Origin of the sequence: Nocardioides gansuensis (genome assembly GCF_003076135.1) — a bacterium.
Taxonomy (GTDB): domain Bacteria; phylum Actinomycetota; class Actinomycetes; order Propionibacteriales; family Nocardioidaceae; genus Nocardioides; species Nocardioides gansuensis.
This window is the reverse complement of record NZ_QDGZ01000001.1, coordinates 249,164-266,908: the sequence shown is the minus strand read 5'-3', so window position 1 is coordinate 266,908 and position 17,745 is coordinate 249,164. Positions and strand designations below refer to the sequence as shown.

Sequence of the window (17,745 nt, the reverse complement as noted above, 5' to 3'; positions counted from 1 at the left end):
GGCGACGGTGGGCGGTTCAGGCTGCCACGGTCTCCTTCTCGGCTGCCTTGGACTTCGCCGCCTCCTTGCGACGCGCCTCCTGGGTGAGGCGGGCCTGGGCGGCACGGCGGACCTTGGGGCCCTTCGTGGACATGGCGTAGAGGAGCTTGAGCTGCTGCGGCGCGTTCTTCACGTTGGTCGTCGCGAGCCAGCCGTTGGGCAGCGAGAGGCGGAAGACCTTGTGCCAGGCGGAGTAGACCTGCTGCGGGAACGGCCTGGCGCAGTAGGTCAGCTCGTACTTGTCGAACAGCGCCTTCACCTTGGGTGCGATCTCGGCATAGCGGTTGGACGGCAGGTCCGGGAAGAGGTGGTGCTCGATCTGGTGCGACAGGTTGCCGGACATGATGTGCATGGCCTTCGACCCGGAGATGTTGGCGGCGCCGAGCATCTGGCGCAGGTACCACTCGCCGCGCGTCTCGCCCTCGATCGAGCGCTTCTCGAAGGTCTCCACGCCCTCGGGGAAGTGGCCGCAGAGGATGACCGAGTTGCCCCACAGGTTGCGGACCGTGTTGGCGGTGAAGTTGGCCAGCACCGTGGGCAGGAACGAGCCGGTCGGCAGGGAGAGCAGCGGGTGCACGACGTAGTCCTTGGTGGCCTGCTTGCGGACCTTGGCGAGCACCTCCTTGGCGCGGCGCTGGAAGTCGGGGTCCTTGAGCTTCTTCTTCTTGATGGTGGCCCCGAGGTCGAGGTCGTAGGCCGCGATGCCGTACTCGAAGAAGACCGCGTTGAGGAAGCACCACAGCGGCTGGGCGAGGTGGAACGGGCTCCAGCGCTGGTCCTCGTCGACGCGCATGATGCCGTAGCCGAGGTCGTTGTCCTTGCCGATGACGTTCGTGTAGGTGTGGTGGATCTGGTTGTGCGAGTGCTGCCACTGCGCGGCCGGGGTCGCGAAGTCCCACTCCCACGTGGTCGAGTGGATCTTGGGGTCACGCATCCAGTCCCACTGGCCGTGGAGGACGTTGTGGCCGATCTCCATGTTCTCGAGGATCTTGGAGACGCTGAGGCCCGCGGTGCCGAGCACCCAGGCGGGCGGGAAGACCGAGAAGAGCAGCACGGCGCGCGAGCCGAGCTCGAGTCCGCGCTGGGTCTTGATGACCTTGCGGATGTACGCCGCGTCGTCGGCGCCGCGGGAGTCGAGCACGTCCTGGCGGATCGCGTCGAGCTCGCGGCCGAGCTGCTCGATGTCCTCGGGCGTGAGGTGGGCGATCGGGTTGTCGGACTTCTTCTGGATGGCAGTCATCAGATTCCTTTCGTCCGGTGGATCGAGCGAAGTCGAGGTCTCGACTTCGCTCGACCAGCCGAGAGGGGTTCAGTGGTCGAGGTGGCAGGCGCCGGCGGCGGCGCTGATGCAGGTCTGGACGAGGACGTGGCGGCTCTCACCGGCGACGGCGGTGGTGATCTCGCCGTTGCGGAGGTCGCGCACGGCGCCCTCCTTCAGCGGCAGCACGCAGCCGAAGCAGATGCCCATCCGGCAGCCGCTGGGCATGAGGACGCCGGCGGTCTCGGCGGCGTCGAGGATCGGGGTGGCCCCGTCGGCCTCGAGGGTCTTGCCGTCTGCGAAGGTGATCGTGCCTCCCTCGCCGGGCTCGACCCGGGCGGTGCGGAAGTGCTCGGTCGTCACGGTGAGGCCGCGCTCCTGGTGGTGGGCCTGCAGGGCGTCGAGGAGCCCCGCGGGACCGCAGGCGAACGTGCGGCGCTCCTGCAGGTCGGGCACCCAGGTCTCGAGGTCCGCAAGGTCGAGGAGCCCGTGCTGGTCGTCGTACCTCGCGACCAGGCGGATGGCGCCGGCCTCGCCGAGCGCCTCGAGGTCGCGGATGAAGATCGAGTCGGGGTGGCTGGGCGCCACGTGGATGACGACGATGTCGGGGGCGGAGTGCTGGTCGCGGTGCGCGAGCCGCTCGGTGCGCAGCACACCCTCGTCCGTGGAGGGGAAGAGGTTGCGCAGCATGCCGATGACCGGCGTGATGCCGGAGCCGGCGGTGACGAAGAGCAGCTTGGCGTGGCCGCCCTCGCCCGGGTCGGGGAGCACGAACTCACCCGCCGCCTGCTCGAGGTGGACGAGGGTGCCGGGGCGCGCCTCGTGGACGAGGTGGTTGCTCACCAGGCCGTCCGGCACGGCCTTGACGGTGATCGCGATGCGGCCGTCGCGGCGGGGGCCGTGGGTGAGGGAGTAGGCGCGCCACTGGCGCACGCCGTCGACGTCGATGCCGATGCGGACGTACTGTCCCGGGACGTGCCCGGCCCAGTCGGCGCCGGGGCGGATCAGGATGGTGGCGGCGTCACGGGTCTCCGGGTGGACCTGCTCGATGCGGCCGCGGAGGTCGGCGCCGGAGCGCAGGGGGGCGAAGAGGTCGAGATAGTCGGCCGGGACGAGCGGTGTGGTGGCCGCCTCGGCGACCCGGACCAGGCGGTCCCTCAGGCGCGCGCTGGGCGCCTGCGTGGCCGGTAGTTCGAGAGTGGTGCTCATGCCCTCCAGCCTGACGGTCGGCGCGGCAGACTTCCTGCCCGCTGCACGTGAATCGGCGCTACTCTTTTGTGCACAGCGAACAAAACGGACCCCAGGAGGCGGGATGTCACGTCGAGTTGTGCGCCGCGCCACACAGACTCAGGCCGTTGCCGGGCGCACCCCGGTCGCCCTGGAAGCCAGCGTGGTGGACCTGATGCGCGCCCAGCTGCCCGAGGTCGCCGACCGCACCGTGTCCGCGATCATCGCCGAGGTGCCCAGCTATGCCAACGCGCTGAGCGGGTCGATGGGCGAGATCATCCGCAACGCCGTCCAGCTGGCCCTGGGCGGCTTCCTCACCCTCGCCACCCGCGAGGACGCGGGCACGCCGATGGCGCCGGCCCTCGAGGGGGCCTACCAGCTCGGCCGGGGCGAGGCCAAGAGCGGCCGCAGCATGGAGGCCCTGCTGGCGGCGTACCGCATCGGCGCCCGGGTGGCGTGGCGGGACATGGCGCGCAGCGCGGTCGACGCGGGCGTGGGGGCGGAGCAGCTGTCGCGGTTCGCGGAGCTGGTCTTCGCCTACATCGACGAGCTGTCCGCCTCGAGCGCCGCGGGCCACACCGACGAGCTGGAGAGCAGCGGCCGGGTGCGGCAGCGCAACCTCGAGCGGCTGGCGCACGCCCTGCTCACGGGCGCCGCCGCCGATGCCGTGGTGGCCGCCGCCGAGCGCGCCGAGTGGGAGCCGCCGACCGCGCTCACGGCGGTGCTGATGCCCGAGTCGCAGGTCTCCCACCTGCTCAGCCTCATCGACTCCCGCACCCTGCAGCCGAGCGAGGAGGTGCCCGGCCTCCACGACGGCACCGCGCTGCTGCTGGTGCCGACGGCGGAGTCGCCCAGCGCGCGGGCCGGGCTGCTGCGGGCGCTGCGGGGCACGTCGTCGGTGGTCGGTCCGACGGTGCCCTGGCTCGAGGTCGTCCGCTCGCACGAGCGGGCCCTGCGCACGCTCGGCCTCGGCCTGGACGGGCTGGTGGACACCGAGGCCCACCTCGCCGAGGTGCTGCTCGCCGCCGACCCGTCCGCCCGCGCCGATCTGCGTGCGAAGGTGCTCGCACCCCTCGCCGAGCTGCGGCCGTCCACCGCAGACAAGCTGGCCGAGACCCTCCGCGCGTGGCTGCTCCACCAGGGCCGTCGTGAGGCGGTCGCCGAGGAGCTCTTCGTGCACCCGCAGACGGTGCGCTATCGCGTCGGCCAGCTGCGCGAGCTCTACGGCGACCGGCTCGAGGACCCGCGCTTCGTGCTCGAGGCGACGCTGGCGCTGGCCTGAGCCGTACGGCGCTCAGCGACCGGATGCGGCCTTCCGCCCGCGGAGGACCTCCTCGACCAGTTGCTCAGCCGGGACGTCGAAGGCAGCGATCGGGACGACGGGGTCGGGGGCGTTCGCGCGCAGGTCAATCCGGACCCCGGCCGGGTGCCTCCGCTGGACGATCGCACCGCGGACGTCCGACCACGGCACGGTGATGTGGGTCCGGTAGCCCCGGTAGACCAGCGAGTCGTGGCCCAGCTCGAGTGTCCAGCGGTGCAGCCTGCCCGTGACCAGCCGGAGGAAGTCGGGGAGCGAGGCGAGCGCACCGACGATCGTCACCAGGGAGAAGCCCGGCGACTCGAGGGCATCGAAGTCCGTCACCGCGACGTACGCCCAGAGGGCAGCCACGACGAGGAGCACCAGCCAGGCGCCGACCAGGCCCATCACGGTGAGTGGCGGGGCGCGGAAGACCCGGGTGCCGTCCGCGGTGACCTGCGGCTCCCGTCGACGTCGGCGGCGGGCGAGCGCCGAGGCCGCCGAGGCGAACAGCAACCCGAACGCGACGACCAGTCCCCAGGCGGACCAGCCCATGACGCCCTCGGCCGTGAGGGCCAGCCCGACGAGCACCAGGGTCGCCAGGGCGAGGACGGTCAACACGGTCGCGGTGTACCACCGCGGGACCAGCCGCACGGTTGGAGGCTCGTCCACTCGAGCGAGGCTACCCAGCCGCCTGTCGCTCAAACGTCAGGGCTCCGGCGACCCAGGTGGCCTCGACCTGGGTGGCGAAGTCGCGCAGCCGGGCCGCTTCGTGGGCGCTGGCTTCTGGCCCGCTCAGCGGGCCAGAACCTAGCGGGTCCGAGGCCAGCAGGACCAGGTCGGCCGGATGGCCCGGAGCGACAGTGCCCCACCCGTCGGTCGAAGCGGCGAGCGCCTCGCGCGCGGTAATCGCCTGCTCCGGGTGCCAGGGCTCGCGATCATCGCCCGACCGGTGCACGGCCGCGGCGATCGCGAGCCACGGGTCGAGCGGGGAGACGGGCGCGTCGGAGCCGAGCACCACGTCGACGCCGTCGTCGAGCATCCATCGCAGGGGGAAGCAGCGCTCGGCCCGACCGGGCCACAGCCGCTCGGTCACGTCCCGGTCGTCGAGGAGATGCGCGGGCTGGACGCTCGCGCGCACGCCCAGGTCAGCCATCCGGCGTACGTCGTCGCGCGTCGTGAGCTGCACGTGCTCGATGCCGCCCCGGGCCCCGGTGTCGGCGAAGGCGGCCAGCGCCTCGGCCACCGCCCGGTCGCCGATCGCGTGCACCGCGACCTCGAGGCCGTGGCCGGTGGCCCGGGCGAGCAGCGCGCGCAGCTCCTCGGGCGTCTGGTTTGGCTGGCCGTGCGGGAAGCCGAGCAGGGCCTTCTCGGCGTAGGGCTCGCAGCACCAGGCCGTGCGGGTGTTGAGGGAGCCGTCACTGATGATCTTGAGCGGGCCCATCGTGAGGCGGCCATCCCCGGTCGGCAGAGCCCCGGCCAGCGGATCGCCCGAGCGGAGACCGCGGGCCAGGACGTCGTCGAGCCCCGCGGCGTACGTCGCCATCCGGACGCGGAGCAGGTCGGCGCCCGCCTCCCAGCGGTCCACCCACTCCTCGACCCCGCCGGAGAACTCGAAGTCGACGAGCCCGACGACGCCCTGCGCGGCCGCCGCCGCCATGGTCCGGCGGTAGGCGTCCGGCCCGGTGCCGTCGCCTCCCAGCATCGCGCCGAGGCGGCCGTAGGCGGCGAACCACTCGGCCTCGGCGACGACCCCTTCGCGGGAGGCCAGCGCCAGCATGTGGAGAGCGACGCTGTTGAGCCAGCCGTGGTGGCCGTCGCCGCAGATGAGCACGATCGGCTGGTCGCTGCCGAGGGCGTCGAGGTCGCTGACCACGGGCGGCTCGTCCCATGAGGTCGGACGGTGTCCCCACCCGATGACGGGCTGGTCGGGCACGACGGCGAGCCGCTCGCGGACCAGCTCGACGGCCTCCGCGCTCGACCGCGCCCGGCCGAGGTCGAGGCGGGCGCTGGAGAGCGTCCACTGGCCCAGGTGGACGTGCTGGTCCCACAGGCCGGGCATCAGCCAGCGCCCGTCGGCGTCCACGACCTCGACCCGGTCGCTCGAGCGCAGCCGGTCGGTCGAGCGCAGCCGGTCGGTCGAGCGAAGTCGAGACCCCACCTCCACCACGCGCCCGCCTTCGAGCAGGACGTCGACCGGCTGGTCCGGCGCGTCGCCCGAGACCGCGACGAGGCGGGCGGAGCGGATGAGCGTCGCATTCATCTCAGGAAGGCCTCCAGGATCGGCCCAGCCGTGCGCGAACCGGACTCCCCGGTCTCCACGAAGACGGACACGGCCAGGTCACCGCGGGCCGCGATCATCCAGGCGTGGGTCGGCAGCTCGCCGTCCCCTGCCTGACCAGAGGGGGCCTCGCCGTACTCCGCCGTCCCGGTCTTGGCGATCACCTCGCCGAGGTCCGCCAGCCCCACGCCCGAGCCCTCGGTGACGACCGCCCGCAGCAGGCTGCGCAACGCCACCGCCTCGCCCTCGGTGAGCGGCTTCGCGGGGGGCTGCTGCTCGGCGGTGTGGTCGGGCAGCAGCACCGGCAGGACCGCGCGGCCGGCGGACACCGAGGCCGCCACGGCCGCCATCGCCATCGGCGAGGCGAGCACCTTGCCCTGGCCGATCAGGTCGGCCGCAGCCTCCGTCTCGCCCTCGGGCGGGGGGACCTGGCCGAAGTACGCCGGGAAGCCGAGGTCGTGGTCGACACCGAGCCCGAGCGCGGCGGCCGCGTCGGCCAGGTCGCCCTCACGCAGCCGGTCGCGGGAGCCGATGAAGGCGGTGTTGCAGGAGTTGGCCAGCGCCATCCGCAGGCTGATCGTGCCCAGGGCGGACGAGGGGTAGTCGTCGTAGTTCTTGAACGACTTGCCGTCGACCACGGTCGTCGGAGGGCACTCGACCTCGGTCGCCGGCTGGAGGCCGGCGCGCAGCAGCGCCAGGGTGCTGACCACCTTGAACGTCGAGCCGGGGGCGTACTGCCCATACGTCGCCGTGTTCAGGCCCCCGCCGCCCGGGCCGCTCGCGGCCGCGAGGAGGGCGCCGTCGGACGGCCGGATCGCGACGATCGCGCTCGCCGGGCCCACGTCTGCGAGCAGCGCCTCGGCCCTGGTCTGCAGGTGCGGGTCGAGCGTGGTGCGCAGCGGCGTGCCAGACGTCGGCGCGACCTCGTGCAGGGTGCGCTCGGCGTCCTCGAGCACCGCCTCGACGCGGACGCCCGGGGTGCCGGCCAGCTGCTCGTCGTACCTCGCCTGCAGCCCGGAGATGCCGACCTCGTCGCCGGCGGCGACGCGGCCGCCCGACTTCTCGATGATCTCGGCGGTCGCCTCGCCGACCGAGCCGAGGATGGGCGCGGCGAACCCGCGGGTCGGTCCCAGCGGCAGCTGGTCGTTGACCACGAACGCGCCCGGCACGCGGGCGAACTCCGGCGACACCTCGGCCGCCTCGTCCGCCCGCAGCACGAGCGCCTCGACGAAGGCCTCCGCCCCGGCGGCCTCGGCGCGGGCGACGTACGCCGCGACGTCGATGTCGAGGAGCTCGGCGATCCGCCGGGCGCTGCTCGCGACCTGGCCGGCCTTGACGCGGGTCTTGTCGAGCCCCAGCCGGGCGACGTCGCGGGCGGTGACCAGCGGCTGGTCGCCCGATCCGAGGATGTCCCCCCGCTCGGCGGTGACCGTGTCGACGTCGAGCTGCTCGCCGGCCTGGAGCGAGGGCTCGACAAGGCTCGGCGACCACTGGACCTGCCAGGTGTCCTCGGTGCGGGTGAGGTCGGCGGCCGAGGCGTAGGTCCAGCGCTCCTCGTCGCCGAGGTCCCACGTCCAGCGCAGCTGGGCCTCGGCGGTGTCGTCCTCCGATGTGACCTCGCCGACGACGACCGTCGGCCGCAGCTCGTCGCCGAGCGGCTCGAGGATCGCGGCGTACTCCTCGGCCGCCGCGGCCTCGATCTCCGCGCCGAGGGGGGCCAGGTCCCCCGTCTCGAGCGCGGCCGCCAGGCGCTCGACGGTGGGCTCCGGCCCCTCCCCCTGGGTGCACCCCGCCAGCGTGGCGGCGACCAGCCCGGTCGCGAGGAGGATCGTGACCGGGCCGGTGCGGATCTGCATGACGGCCACCGTAGCCAGCCGCCGAAGGTGGAGCGTCAGTGGACCGGCACCAGGATCTCCTCGTCGCCCTCGTCCGCGGCGGGCATCGTCATCGGCTGCGGCCGGAGCAGCGCCCCGCCGACCACCGCAGCGACCAGGGCGAAGAGGGCGCCGATGCCGAAGGCCAGCTGGAAGCCGCCGTTGAGCGCCTCGAGCGGTGCCGCGCCCGACCCGGTGAGCGACGTGGTGCGCCACGACGACACGGCCACGAGCACGGCCAGACCCAGTGCGCCGCCCATCATGAAGGAGGTGTTGACCACGCCGCTGGCGAGGCCGGCCTCGTGCGGCTCGACGTCCCCCATGGCCGCGAGCAGCACCGGGTTGAACGCGATGCCGGCGCCCAGGCCGAGCAGCAGCATCGAGGGCAGCACGTCGACGACGAACGAGCCGCCGACCGGTGCCCGCGAGAACAGCGCGAGGCTGGCGGCCGCCAGGCCGAGCCCCACGGTGAGCGGCGTGCGGATGCCGAAGCGCATGACCAGGCGGTCGCTGAGCTTGAGCGAGCAGAGGGCCATCACCAGCGACGTGGGCAGGTAGGCCAGGCCGACCGCGAGGGCGCCGTAGCCCAGCACCTGCTGGAGGTAGAGCGCGGAGAGGAAGAACCACGCGAACATCCCGCCCGCCCACAGCACGCCGACGAACTGCGAGATCGAGACGTTGCGCAGCCGGAAGAGGCGCAGCGGCACCAGCGGGTGGGCGACGACGGACTCGCGCCACACGAAGGCGGCCAGGAGGACGACGGCCGCGCCGAGGATGCCGAGCGTGCGGACCGAGCCCCAGCCCACCTCGTTTCCGCCGACGACGCCGTAGACGGCCAGCATCAGCGCGAGCGTGACCAGCCCGGCACCGGGCACGTCGAGGGGCCCGCGCTCCTCGAGCACCTCGTCGGTCGGCAGCACCCGCCGGGCGAGCACCCAGACGGCGATGCCGATCGGCACGTTGACGAGGAAGATCCAGTGCCAGTTGAGGAGGCCGGTGAGTACGCCGCCGAGGAGGACGCCGACCGCGCCGCCGCCGGACATCACGAACCCGAAGACGCCCATCGCCTTCGCCCGCTCGGCCGGGTCGGAGAAGAGCCCCATGATCAGAGCCAGCGCGACCGCCGAGACCGCGGCACCGCCGAGCCCCTGCACGGCCCGGCCGACGACGAGCAGCTCGGGCGTCGGCGCCAGGCCGCAGGCCACGGAGGCGACGGTGAAGGCGACCAGGCCGCCGAGGAAGACCCGCTTGTTGCCGTAGAGGTCGCCGAGGCGCCCGCTCAGGAGCAGGAAGCCGCCGAAGGTGAGCATGTAGGCGTTGACCACCCAGGCCAGGGCGGTCTGGGAGAAGCCGAGGTCACCCTGGATGGAGGGCAGCGCGACGTTCACGATGTTGGTGTCGAGCACGATCATCAGGTCGCCCAGGCACAGCACGTAGAGCGCCAGCCAGCGGGCGCGGACGTCGTTCATGGTCACTCCTGGAGGTCTGTCGGGGCGGCGCCTCTCGCGGCCCTCACCTCCTCCACGAACCACGCAGCCCCGATTCGACATCCCGACCGGCAATTTCTTTACTCGGGGTAGTCCCATTACTCGGGGTAGTCCGTGACGACCGGACCCTCGATCGGGCTCCCGGAGGGTCCGTTCGTCACGGACTACCCTGACGCCCATGACGTGGCGCGGGGGTCTGGCGGTGGCAGTGCTGCTCGCGCTCGGCCTCGTGGGCGGGTACGCCGCGAGCGCGACGTGGTCGGCCCGGACCGTCGCCTCGGACGACCCTGCGACACCGGTGCCCGCCCAGCCGGAGCTGCCCTCCGACCCGGAGCCGGTGGTCAACCCCGACCCCGACCAGCCGCCCCTGGCCACGGACCTCGAGTACCACGTCGAGCGGCTGGGCGACCACGGCTTCGAGGTCGACGTGCCGGTGCCGAACGGCTGGAGCCAGGACATCAGCGAGATCGCCGAGTGGAAGTGGAAGCCGAAGGGCTATCCGCCCTTCACCTACGTGCTGCGGGTCGAGCGGGTGGCCGGGGAACGCCGCACCATCCCCTCGATGCTGGCCCAACGCATCGTCGGTCTGCACGATGACATCCGGATCAGCGACGTCGAGATCACCGAGCGCACCTCGGACAGCCTGGCCTACGACTACGTCTTCAACGGCTACCGGCGCCACGCGTTCATCACCTGGATCGACGTGTCCGGGTCGGGGGAGGCCGAGATGGAAGTGGCCACCAACGGCCGCGAGCGCGACGTCGAGGGGATGCGCACCCTGGTCGAGCACGTCGCCAGCGGGATGCAGCCCGTCACGCCGTGAGCAGACGCGCCGACTCGGTCAGATGCCCGAGAGCTCGACCGAGTCGAGCACCCGGTTGGCCGTCGTGCGGTCGGCGCTGCGCACCTGAACCCACATCAGCTGGTTGACCGTGGCCTGCACGACCCGCTCGACCGTCACCGTGCCGCCGACGCAGTCGCTGAAGAAGACGGTCCGCGAGCGGTCGCCGTCCTGCTTGTCGTCGATCGGCGGGCGGGCCGAGTCGCACTCGGGGTGCTGCGGCACCACGTCGGGCAGGCCGGTGCCGGGCAGCAGCCCCACGAACACCCCGCTCGCCGTCCCGGTCGTCTGCCAGCCGGCGGACTCCCCGACCGACAGCGCCGGCTGGTCGACGCGGGCGCCGTCGCCGGTCGGCACCTTCCAGCCCTCGACCTCGACGCGCTCCCACCCCTCGGGCACGGTCACCCGGATGTGCCCCGCCGCGTCGACCACCTCCCGGTCGCCGTCGCGCAGCGACTCCGCCAGCGCGCCGCCGACCGCGCCCAGTAGTAGCGCGACCAGGCCCGCGCCGACAACCAGCTGCGGCCGGCTCCGCCGCTGCTGGACGGAAGGTCCCCGGTGCAGGGTGGCCCCGGCCGCCGGCTCCGCGCTGGTGCCCTGCGACGGTGGCCCCGGCGCGGCCGCCTGCCAGGGCTGAGGCGCCGTGGTGGCAGTGCTGCCGGTGGCGCGGGTCAGTGCCGAGAGGTACGACGGGACGTCGGCGTACCTGTCCTCACGGACCGGCGAGAGGGCCCGGCGCACGACGGCGTCGACCTCGTCGGACACCGACCCGGGCGCCGCCTCCGTCATCGGCCGCGGCGGCTGCGGCTCGGCGGCGGCGCCGAGCGACGGGTGGTCGTAGGGGCGGTGGCCCGAGAGGAGCAGGTAGGAGAGGGCGGCCAGAGAGTAGAGGTCGGCGCGCGGGTCGAGACCCTCGCCCCGGGCCTGCTCGGGTGCGACGAAGGAAGGAGTGCCGCCGACGACGGTGAGCCGCGAGGACATGTCCATCGCCTTGCCGAGGCCGAGGTCGCCGAGCATCGCGACCAGCTCGCCGCCCGAGCCGGTGCGGAAGAGCACGTTGGCCGGCTTCACGTCACGGTGCAGGACGCCACGCTGGTGCAGAGCGTGCAGCCCGGTGCCCACCTGGCAGATGACGTGCAGCGCCTCCTCCGGGGTGAGCCGGGAGAGCTCCAGCCGGTCGGCGAGCGTGCCCTCGTCGGCGTACGCCATCACCAGGTAGGGGCGGCCGTCCGGCAGCTCCCCCGCGTCGTAGACCGGCACCACGTGCGGCGACTCGACCTTGCGCAGGAAGCGGCCCTCCTCGACGAACCGCCGCCGGATATGGAGGTCCCCGCTCCAGTTGTCGGCCAGCACCTTGATCGCGACCGCGGAGTCGAGGTGGTTGTCGTATGCCAGCCACACGGTCGCGAAGGCGCCCGCGCCCAGGCGCCGGCGCACCGGGTAGCGACCGAGCTTCGCGGGCGTGGGCACGGTCGCATGATAGGTGCCGGGCTTAGGGTTCAGGGGTGACGCCTGACGAGATCGACGACCTCGCCCTGCGCGCCCGCGACGGGGACCGCGACGCCCTCGAGCTGCTGCTCGGGGCGGTCCGCCAGCGCGCCCTGAACATCTGCCGCGGCGTGCTCCCCTACTCGGGCGACTCCGAGGACGCCTGCCAGGAGGCGCTGCTCAACATCGCCACCAGGATCGGCTCGTGGAACGGCCGCGGCCGCTTCACCACCTGGATGCACGTCGTCGCCCTCAACAGCGCCCGCACCACCTACCGCCGGCTGAAGAACCAGGCCGTGCCCACCGACTTCGAGGCCGGCGGTCACGACCGGGCCGACCCGCGCACCACCAGCGTGATCGCAGGCACCCGCCTCGACCTCCTCGAGGCGATGGAGACGATCGAGCGGGAGCACCCGCAGTGCGTCGAGCCGCTGCTGCTGCGCGACGTCTACGGCCTCCCCTACGACGACATCGCCGAGCACCTCGACATCCCGCTCGGCACCGTCAAGGCGCAGATCCACCACGGCCGCAAGCTCGCCCGACCGCTGCTCCGGGGCGACGCGTGAGGCTCGCACCGGCCCTCCTGGCTGCCGCGGTGCTCACGGGATGTACGGCGGGGGGCGGGGATGCGTCCGCGCCGGCACCGGAGGTCACCACTCAGGTCGCCACGGCGACGCTGCCGCGCGTCGAGACCGACCTCGACCTCGCCCGCAGCGAGCCCGTCGAGGACTCCGTCTACCCCCACGTCGGCGACCCCGGGGTCGACGCACTGCACTACGACCTCACCCTGGACTGGCAGCCGGAGCGGCGGCGGCAGCTGGTCGCGACGGCCGACGTCACCTTCCGGGCGACCGAGGACGCCGACTCGTTCCAACTCGACCTCGCGGCCCGGCTGGGGATCCGGTCGGTCCTCCTCGACGGCCGCGACGCGGCGTACTCCCATGACGGCAAGGACCTCGTCGTCGCCGAGCCCGTGGCCGCGGACGAGCAGTACGAGCTGGAGGTGCAGTACGGCGGGCGGCCGCGGCCGATCCGCGCGCCGACGACGCGGCGGGACTTCTGGGGGCTCGGCTGGACCGTCGAGCCCAGCGGCGAGACCTGGACGATGCAGGAGCCCTACGGCGCCTACAGCTGGTATCCCGTGAACGACCAGCCCTCCGACAAGGCGCTCTACGACTTCACCATCACGGCGCCGCGGCCCTGGACCGGGGTGGCCAACGGCCGCCTGGTCGAGCGGTCGGTCGAGGACGGCCGACAGCTCACCCGGTGGCAGCTCGACGAGCCCGCGTCGTCCTACCTGGTCACGGTCGCGATCGGCGACTACGCGCATTCCAGCAACACGACCGAGGACGGGCTGGTCGTCGACTACTGGTATCCCCGCGGTGTCCCCGGCGCCCGCCAGGACCTCTCGGTGGCGGCCAGCGGCGTCGACTGGATCGAGGACCGGCTCGGTCCCTACCCCTTCAGCAGCCTGGGCATCGTGATGACCGACTCCATGAGCGGCATGGAGACGCAGACGATGATCACCCTCGGCAACAACCCCTACGTGCGCTCCGCCCCGGTGATCGTCCACGAGCTCGTCCACCAGTGGATCGGCGACCAGGTGTCGCCGGCGGACTGGCGCGACGTGTGGCTCAACGAGGGGATGACGATGCTGATGCAGGCACTGTGGGAGGACGAGCACGGCGAGCGCACGCTGGAGGAGATGTTCGGCGAGTGGGAGGCGCGCGACCAGGAGCTGCGCGACACCTACGGCCCGCCCGGCGACTGGGACCCGGTGCAGTTCGGCGGGTCGAACATCTACTACCTGCCGGCGCTGATGTGGAACGAGCTGCGGCTCGAGCTCAGCGACCAGGAGTTCTTCCGGATCACCCGCGACTGGCTGTCCGAGCACGACAACCAGTCCGTGACCCGCGAGCAGCTCTACGACTTCTGGGAGGCCGAGACGGGTCGCGAGCTCACGGCGTTCTTCGACGCGTGGATCATGGGAGAGACGACCCCGACGGTGGAGGTGCCATGAAGATCCTGGTCCTCGGTGGCACCCGGTTCCTCTCGCGCGCCGTCGCGGAGGAGGCGGTCGCCCGCGGCCACCAGGTCGCGTGCGCGTGCCGGGGCTCGTCCGGCCGGCTGCCCGACGGCGTCACCCACATGGCCTGGGACCGCTCCGAGGAGGCGCCGGCCGGGCTCGCCGACGGGGGATGGGACGCGGTCGTCGACGTCGCCCGCCTCCCCTCGCACGTACGCCGCGCGGTCGAGGCCGTCCCGGACACGCACTGGGTCTTCGTGTCGACCATCAGCGTCTATCCCGACGACGACACCCCCGGCACGCCCGAGACCCTCCGGGTGCACGAGCCGCTGGCCGAGGACGTCGACCTCGACGAGTCCCCGGAGGCCTACGGCCGGATGAAGGTGGCGTGCGAGCAGCTCGTGACCGACGGCGCCGCGTCCTCCCTGGTGATCCGGCCCGGCCTGATCGTCGGGCCCGGCGACCCCAGCGGCCGGTTCACCTACTGGGCCGCGCGCCTGGCCGAGGGCGGCGAGGTGCTCGCGCCCGGGACGCCCGACGACGTCGTGCAGGTCATCGACGTACGCGACCTCGCGGAGTGGCTCGTCACCGTGGCCGAGGAGCGGATCACCGGCGTCTACGACGCCGTGGGCGAGATCCAGTCGCTCGAGTCGCTGCTCGGGGCAGTCGCGAGCGGGGTCGGCGCGACGCCCAGGCTCACCTGGCTGCCGCAGGAGTTCCTGACCGAGCAGGGCGTCGAGCCGTGGTCCGGCGATGATTCCGTGCCGCTCTGGCTGCCGCGCCCCGACTACGACGGGATGATGGCCCACGACCCGGCCCCGGCCCTCGCTGCGGGTCTGTGGCTGCGCCCGATCGACGACACCGCCCGCGACACGGCCGCGTGGCTGGCGGCCACACCCGACGCCGTACGCACGGGGATCTCGCGGCAGCGAGAGGCCGAGCTGCTGGCAGCGTGGGCGGCCAGCCTGCGACGGTGACCCGACTCTCCGCGCGCGACCTGATCGAGCTCGTCCCCGACGGCGGGTCCTGGACGTCGTGGGACTAGCACGCCGGACCGGACGCGCCGCTACCTCTGAGTCCACCTGACGTTCACCCCGCGTTGGTTTCGCCCCGGTCACACCCGGGAATGAGGCAGGAGCCGCCGCGACGGGCGGGACGACGGACCGGAGGCACGGATGCACACAGGGGCGACCGCACGGGTGGGCCGCAGCTTGGGCGTGCTCGCGCTCCTCGCGGGGCTCGCGGCGTGCACCGGGGACGAGCCGAGGACCCGGGGGACCGACGCCACCGGCACACCGACAGGCTCGGTCACCGAGCCGGTCACCGAGCTGGTCCCCGTCGACACCGGGCTCCTCGGCGAGCTCGTGGACCGGTCCCTGGCCACGCCGAAGATCCCGCCGACCTACCTCACCGTCGTCGACCTCGCGGCCGCACGCGCCGCTGCCGGGCTGGACCCGTCCGCCGACCCGACCGACCGGGACGTCGTCGGCAGCGGCTCCTGGATCCTCGGGGGCGCGCAGGCAGCCGCCCTTCCGTTCACCAGCGAGGAGGGCCTGCTCGAGGTGATCGACCCGACGCAGGTGACCGCAGCCGTCAGTGCGGGGGCCGTCGCCGAGCGGGTCCAGGTCCTGCACACCGACCAGGACGCCGCCGAGCTGAGGGCGGGCCTCGAGGACCTTGGCTACGTCGCGGACGGTGACGTCCTCACCTACCAGGGCGAGGCCCCGGCCACGCGGACCGTCCACCACGTCGCACTCGCGGACGGGCTGGTCGCCCTCGCGGGCGACCGGAGAGCCGAGGGCGCGGACGCCGCACGGGCGGCGCTCGCGCAGTCGCCCGCGACGACCCCTCAGGGAGCCCTCGCCGCCGAGCTGACCGCCGGGACGGGCGCGGCCGGGGTCACGATCCTGTCCGGCTTCGAGGGCGGCGCATGGTCCTGCCTCGAAGCGGTCGCCGTCGTCGAGCCCTTCAGCGGCCAACCGGGCGAGATGGTCTTCGTCCCCGCCACCGACCCGGCCGACGTCGAGGTCGTCGTGGGCACGGAGTCGCTCCACGCCAGCGACCTGGCGTCCTACACCTTCGGCGAGCCGGAGACCGACGGCGACCTCGTCCGGGTCTCGATGGCTCGCGACGAGGCTGACGCGGCCCCCGGCCTGCTCGACGTACGCACCTCGGGGTATCCCGCCGAGGCCGTGGCGCGGTGCGACTAGAGAGAGAAGGACACGATGACCACAGTGGCGGAGATCCAGGCCCGCCTGGAGGCGCTCTACCGCGCGGGACGGCTGGAGTTCCCCGACAAGGCGTCGGACGTCAAGGCAGCGGCCGACCGGCTCGAGGCGGCGACGGACCGGCTCAACGGCCTGTCGGCGCAGGTCGGCGACGCGGCCGTGCTCGTCGACGCGCTGCAGGTCTGCTACGACGTCCACCTCGCCCTGAGCCGGACGGTGCAGACCCTGAACGACTGCGCGGCCGGCCTCATCCACATCGCCGACGACTTCGCGCGCACGGACGACCAGGCCCAGCAGGCGTTCGACCAGATCAACCGGGCGCTCCGCGACGGGCCACCGCCCCCGCAGGTCGGTGTCCCCGTGATTCCCGACCCGACCCCGGAGGGTGACGGGGACGAGTACACGTCGGTCCCCGAGCCGGAGGCGCCCGAGGACGACCTCGAGGAGCGCGACGACCGCACGGAGGAAGCCCTCCCCGACCAGCGGGAGATCCCGTCATGACGTTCGACTACAGCAGGCTCGTCGAGCTCTGCCTCGACATCGAGAGCTACCTCGGCTACCTCAAGGGCAACGAGCTCGTCGTGGAGTACGTCGAGGCCCAGAACGTCCAGGGCGAGCTCTACCTCATCGACCACGCGGACGAGCAGATCGCCGGCGACTACGCGATCCTCTCCTACAAGTCCACGCCGAGCGACGGGCAGTTCGCCTGCGAGTTCTTCGGCCTGCGCTGGGTCCTGCCGTTCGACCCCCAGGGCGATATGCCGAGCTGGGGTCCCGGCTACCTCGACACCCTGAAGGAGGGCGCCCGGACGAGCTGGGAGAGCGGCGCCACCTGGGCCAGCGGCATCGCCGACTACCTCAAGAACCTGTGCGGCACCTTCACCGAGGCCGACGTCGAGAAGTTCCAGAGCGTCTCCATCGACCTCAAGAACGCGATCGGCCTCGGGCTGGTGCCTGCCGACTTCGCCGCGTCGAGCAACTCCGACTTCGGCTCCACGCTCGTCCACTGGCAGGGCGGCTGGCGCGACGCCTTCGTCACGTTCTACGAGCATCTGCCCCCACGCGCCGATCTCTACGCCTCCCTGGTGTCGATCACCGGCGACTGGGTCGAGGGGGTCGGGGCGCTGGTCGCCGCGGCCCAGGCCGGCCTGCTCGACTTCCTGCAGTCGGTGAAGGACGCCCTCGCCGTCCAGCTCGGGCAGTGGATCGAGGTCGGTCGCACGCCCGAGAGCTACGACGCGCCGCCGGACCTCGGCTGGGTCGCGGACATCGCCGGTGTCGCCGGCGACATCGTCGAGGTCATCCCGATCGTCGACAAGTTCGCCGAGATCCCGGGCGACGTCGTCCAGGTCGCCGAAACCATCGGGGACCTGAAGTCCGCGGGCGACATCATCGGCAAGTACGTGAACACCTCGGGCGACGACCTGCCCAGGCGGCCCATCGAGTTCACGATGAAGACGGCCGAGGAGATCTACAACGGCCTCACCAGCACCATGTACGACGAGTTCCTCGGGGAGTTCGACAAGGCGCTCCAGACGCTGAAGACCGAGCGGGCCCAGTCGATCGTGGACTCCGTCAACAACGTGCAGGGTGACCGCGACTGGTACCCCCGCTCGGTGCCGGGGATCCGCAACGACTCGTGGGAGTCCGACGACGACAACTGAGGCTCACTGCCGGACCGAGCGCCTCCAGGCGCGCA

General features: G+C 72.7%; 15 protein-coding genes. 8 read left to right on the top strand and 7 right to left on the bottom strand.

Annotation, left to right across the window (positions count from 1 at the left end; translation table 11 throughout):
• Window positions 1–16: 16 nt before the first annotated feature.
• Window positions 17–1,279, bottom strand: coding sequence for a fatty acid desaturase family protein (locus tag DDE18_RS01210; RefSeq protein WP_116570412.1), 1,263 nt, complete (start codon window positions 1,277–1,279; stop codon window positions 17–19).
• 69 nt (window positions 1,280–1,348) lie between these two features.
• Window positions 1,349–2,506 carry a ferredoxin reductase gene (locus tag DDE18_RS01205; RefSeq protein ID WP_116570411.1) on the bottom strand — a complete coding sequence of 386 codons (1,158 nt, stop codon included), beginning with the start codon at window positions 2,504–2,506 and terminating at the stop codon, window positions 1,349–1,351.
• A gap of 103 nt (window positions 2,507–2,609) precedes the next feature.
• On the opposite strand from DDE18_RS01205, the gene DDE18_RS01200 reads away from it, so the two are divergent.
• Window positions 2,610–3,806, top strand: coding sequence for a PucR family transcriptional regulator (locus DDE18_RS01200; RefSeq protein WP_116570410.1), 1,197 nt, complete (start codon window positions 2,610–2,612; stop codon window positions 3,804–3,806).
• 12 nt (window positions 3,807–3,818) lie between these two features.
• On the opposite strand, the gene DDE18_RS01195 is transcribed toward DDE18_RS01200, so the two are convergent.
• Genes DDE18_RS01195 through DDE18_RS01180 form a run of 4 tightly spaced genes read right to left on the bottom strand, consistent with a single transcriptional unit; the run spans window position 3,819 to window position 9,445 of the window.
• Complete coding sequence (locus tag DDE18_RS01195) at window positions 3,819–4,493, bottom strand: hypothetical protein (protein ID WP_133241117.1); 675 nt, start codon at window positions 4,491–4,493, stop codon at window positions 3,819–3,821.
• A gap of 10 nt (window positions 4,494–4,503) precedes the next feature.
• The gene (locus tag DDE18_RS01190) at window positions 4,504–6,084 is read right to left on the bottom strand and encodes an amidohydrolase (protein ID WP_116570408.1); all 1,581 of its coding nucleotides are present in this window, start codon (window positions 6,082–6,084) and stop codon (window positions 4,504–4,506) included.
• The gene (locus tag DDE18_RS01185) at window positions 6,081–7,958 is read right to left on the bottom strand and encodes a penicillin-binding transpeptidase domain-containing protein (protein WP_116570407.1); all 1,878 of its coding nucleotides are present in this window, start codon (window positions 7,956–7,958) and stop codon (window positions 6,081–6,083) included. The genes DDE18_RS01190 and DDE18_RS01185 overlap by 4 nt, the downstream gene beginning before the upstream one ends.
• Before the next feature lie 35 nt (window positions 7,959–7,993).
• Window positions 7,994–9,445: a DHA2 family efflux MFS transporter permease subunit gene (locus tag DDE18_RS01180; protein ID WP_116570406.1), complete on the bottom strand. Its 1,452-nt coding sequence runs from the start codon at window positions 9,443–9,445 to the stop codon at window positions 7,994–7,996.
• A 196-nt stretch (window positions 9,446–9,641) separates the two neighbouring features.
• Here DDE18_RS01180 and DDE18_RS01175 point away from each other — a divergent pair, with 196 nt between their 5' ends.
• Window positions 9,642–10,286, top strand: coding sequence for a hypothetical protein (locus tag DDE18_RS01175; protein WP_133241116.1), 645 nt, complete (start codon window positions 9,642–9,644; stop codon window positions 10,284–10,286).
• An 18-nt stretch (window positions 10,287–10,304) separates the two neighbouring features.
• Here the strand turns inward: DDE18_RS01175 and DDE18_RS01170 are convergent, their stop codons facing one another.
• Window positions 10,305–11,774: a serine/threonine-protein kinase gene (locus tag DDE18_RS01170; protein ID WP_116570404.1), complete on the bottom strand. Its 1,470-nt coding sequence runs from the start codon at window positions 11,772–11,774 to the stop codon at window positions 10,305–10,307.
• A gap of 35 nt (window positions 11,775–11,809) precedes the next feature.
• Here DDE18_RS01170 and DDE18_RS01165 point away from each other — a divergent pair, with 35 nt between their 5' ends.
• The 6 genes from DDE18_RS01165 to DDE18_RS01140 all read left to right on the top strand — a co-directional run bounded on the left by DDE18_RS01165 (window position 11,810) and on the right by DDE18_RS01140 (window position 17,710).
• Entirely contained in the window at window positions 11,810–12,358 is a 549-nt protein-coding gene (locus tag DDE18_RS01165) for an RNA polymerase sigma factor (protein ID WP_116570403.1), read from the top strand.
• A complete protein-coding gene (locus tag DDE18_RS01160; protein ID WP_116570402.1) occupies window positions 12,355–13,812 on the top strand; it encodes a M1 family metallopeptidase in 1,458 nt (485 codons plus the stop codon). The genes DDE18_RS01165 and DDE18_RS01160 overlap by 4 nt, the downstream gene beginning before the upstream one ends.
• Window positions 13,809–14,795: an NAD-dependent epimerase/dehydratase family protein gene (locus DDE18_RS01155; protein WP_116570401.1), complete on the top strand. Its 987-nt coding sequence runs from the start codon at window positions 13,809–13,811 to the stop codon at window positions 14,793–14,795. Before DDE18_RS01160 ends, DDE18_RS01155 begins: the two co-directional genes overlap by 4 nt.
• Window positions 14,796–14,993: 198 nt before the next feature.
• Window positions 14,994–16,028 (top strand): hypothetical protein, encoded by a 1,035-nt coding sequence (locus DDE18_RS01150; RefSeq protein WP_116570400.1) that lies wholly within the window; start codon window positions 14,994–14,996, stop codon window positions 16,026–16,028.
• Window positions 16,029–16,043: 15 nt separating this feature from the next.
• Window positions 16,044–16,547: a WXG100 family type VII secretion target gene (locus DDE18_RS01145; RefSeq protein WP_116570399.1), complete on the top strand. Its 504-nt coding sequence runs from the start codon at window positions 16,044–16,046 to the stop codon at window positions 16,545–16,547.
• Window positions 16,544–17,710, top strand: a complete 1,167-nt coding sequence (locus DDE18_RS01140) for a hypothetical protein (protein ID WP_116570398.1) — start codon at window positions 16,544–16,546, stop codon at window positions 17,708–17,710. The genes DDE18_RS01145 and DDE18_RS01140 overlap by 4 nt, the downstream gene beginning before the upstream one ends.
• Window positions 17,711–17,745 lie beyond the last annotated feature (35 nt).

Bases quoted from the DNA above. Each gene is read 5' to 3' on its own strand.
- DDE18_RS01210 (WP_116570412.1), bottom strand. From the start codon at position 1,279: ATGACTGCCATCCAGAAGAAGTCCGACAACCCGATCGCCCACCTCACG.
- DDE18_RS01205 (WP_116570411.1), bottom strand. From the start codon at position 2,506: ATGAGCACCACTCTCGAACTACCGGCCACGCAGGCGCCCAGCGCGCGC.
- DDE18_RS01200 (WP_116570410.1), top strand. From the start codon at position 2,610: ATGTCACGTCGAGTTGTGCGCCGCGCCACACAGACTCAGGCCGTTGCC.
- DDE18_RS01190 (WP_116570408.1), bottom strand. From the start codon at position 6,084: ATGAATGCGACGCTCATCCGCTCCGCCCGCCTCGTCGCGGTCTCGGGC.
- DDE18_RS01185 (WP_116570407.1), bottom strand. From the start codon at position 7,958: ATGCAGATCCGCACCGGCCCGGTCACGATCCTCCTCGCGACCGGGCTG.
- DDE18_RS01180 (WP_116570406.1), bottom strand. From the start codon at position 9,445: ATGAACGACGTCCGCGCCCGCTGGCTGGCGCTCTACGTGCTGTGCCTG.
- DDE18_RS01175 (WP_133241116.1), top strand. From the start codon at position 9,642: ATGACGTGGCGCGGGGGTCTGGCGGTGGCAGTGCTGCTCGCGCTCGGC.
- DDE18_RS01155 (WP_116570401.1), top strand. From the start codon at position 13,809: ATGAAGATCCTGGTCCTCGGTGGCACCCGGTTCCTCTCGCGCGCCGTC.
- DDE18_RS01150 (WP_116570400.1), top strand. From the start codon at position 14,994: ATGCACACAGGGGCGACCGCACGGGTGGGCCGCAGCTTGGGCGTGCTC.
- DDE18_RS01145 (WP_116570399.1), top strand. From the start codon at position 16,044: ATGACCACAGTGGCGGAGATCCAGGCCCGCCTGGAGGCGCTCTACCGC.
- DDE18_RS01140 (WP_116570398.1), top strand. From the start codon at position 16,544: ATGACGTTCGACTACAGCAGGCTCGTCGAGCTCTGCCTCGACATCGAG.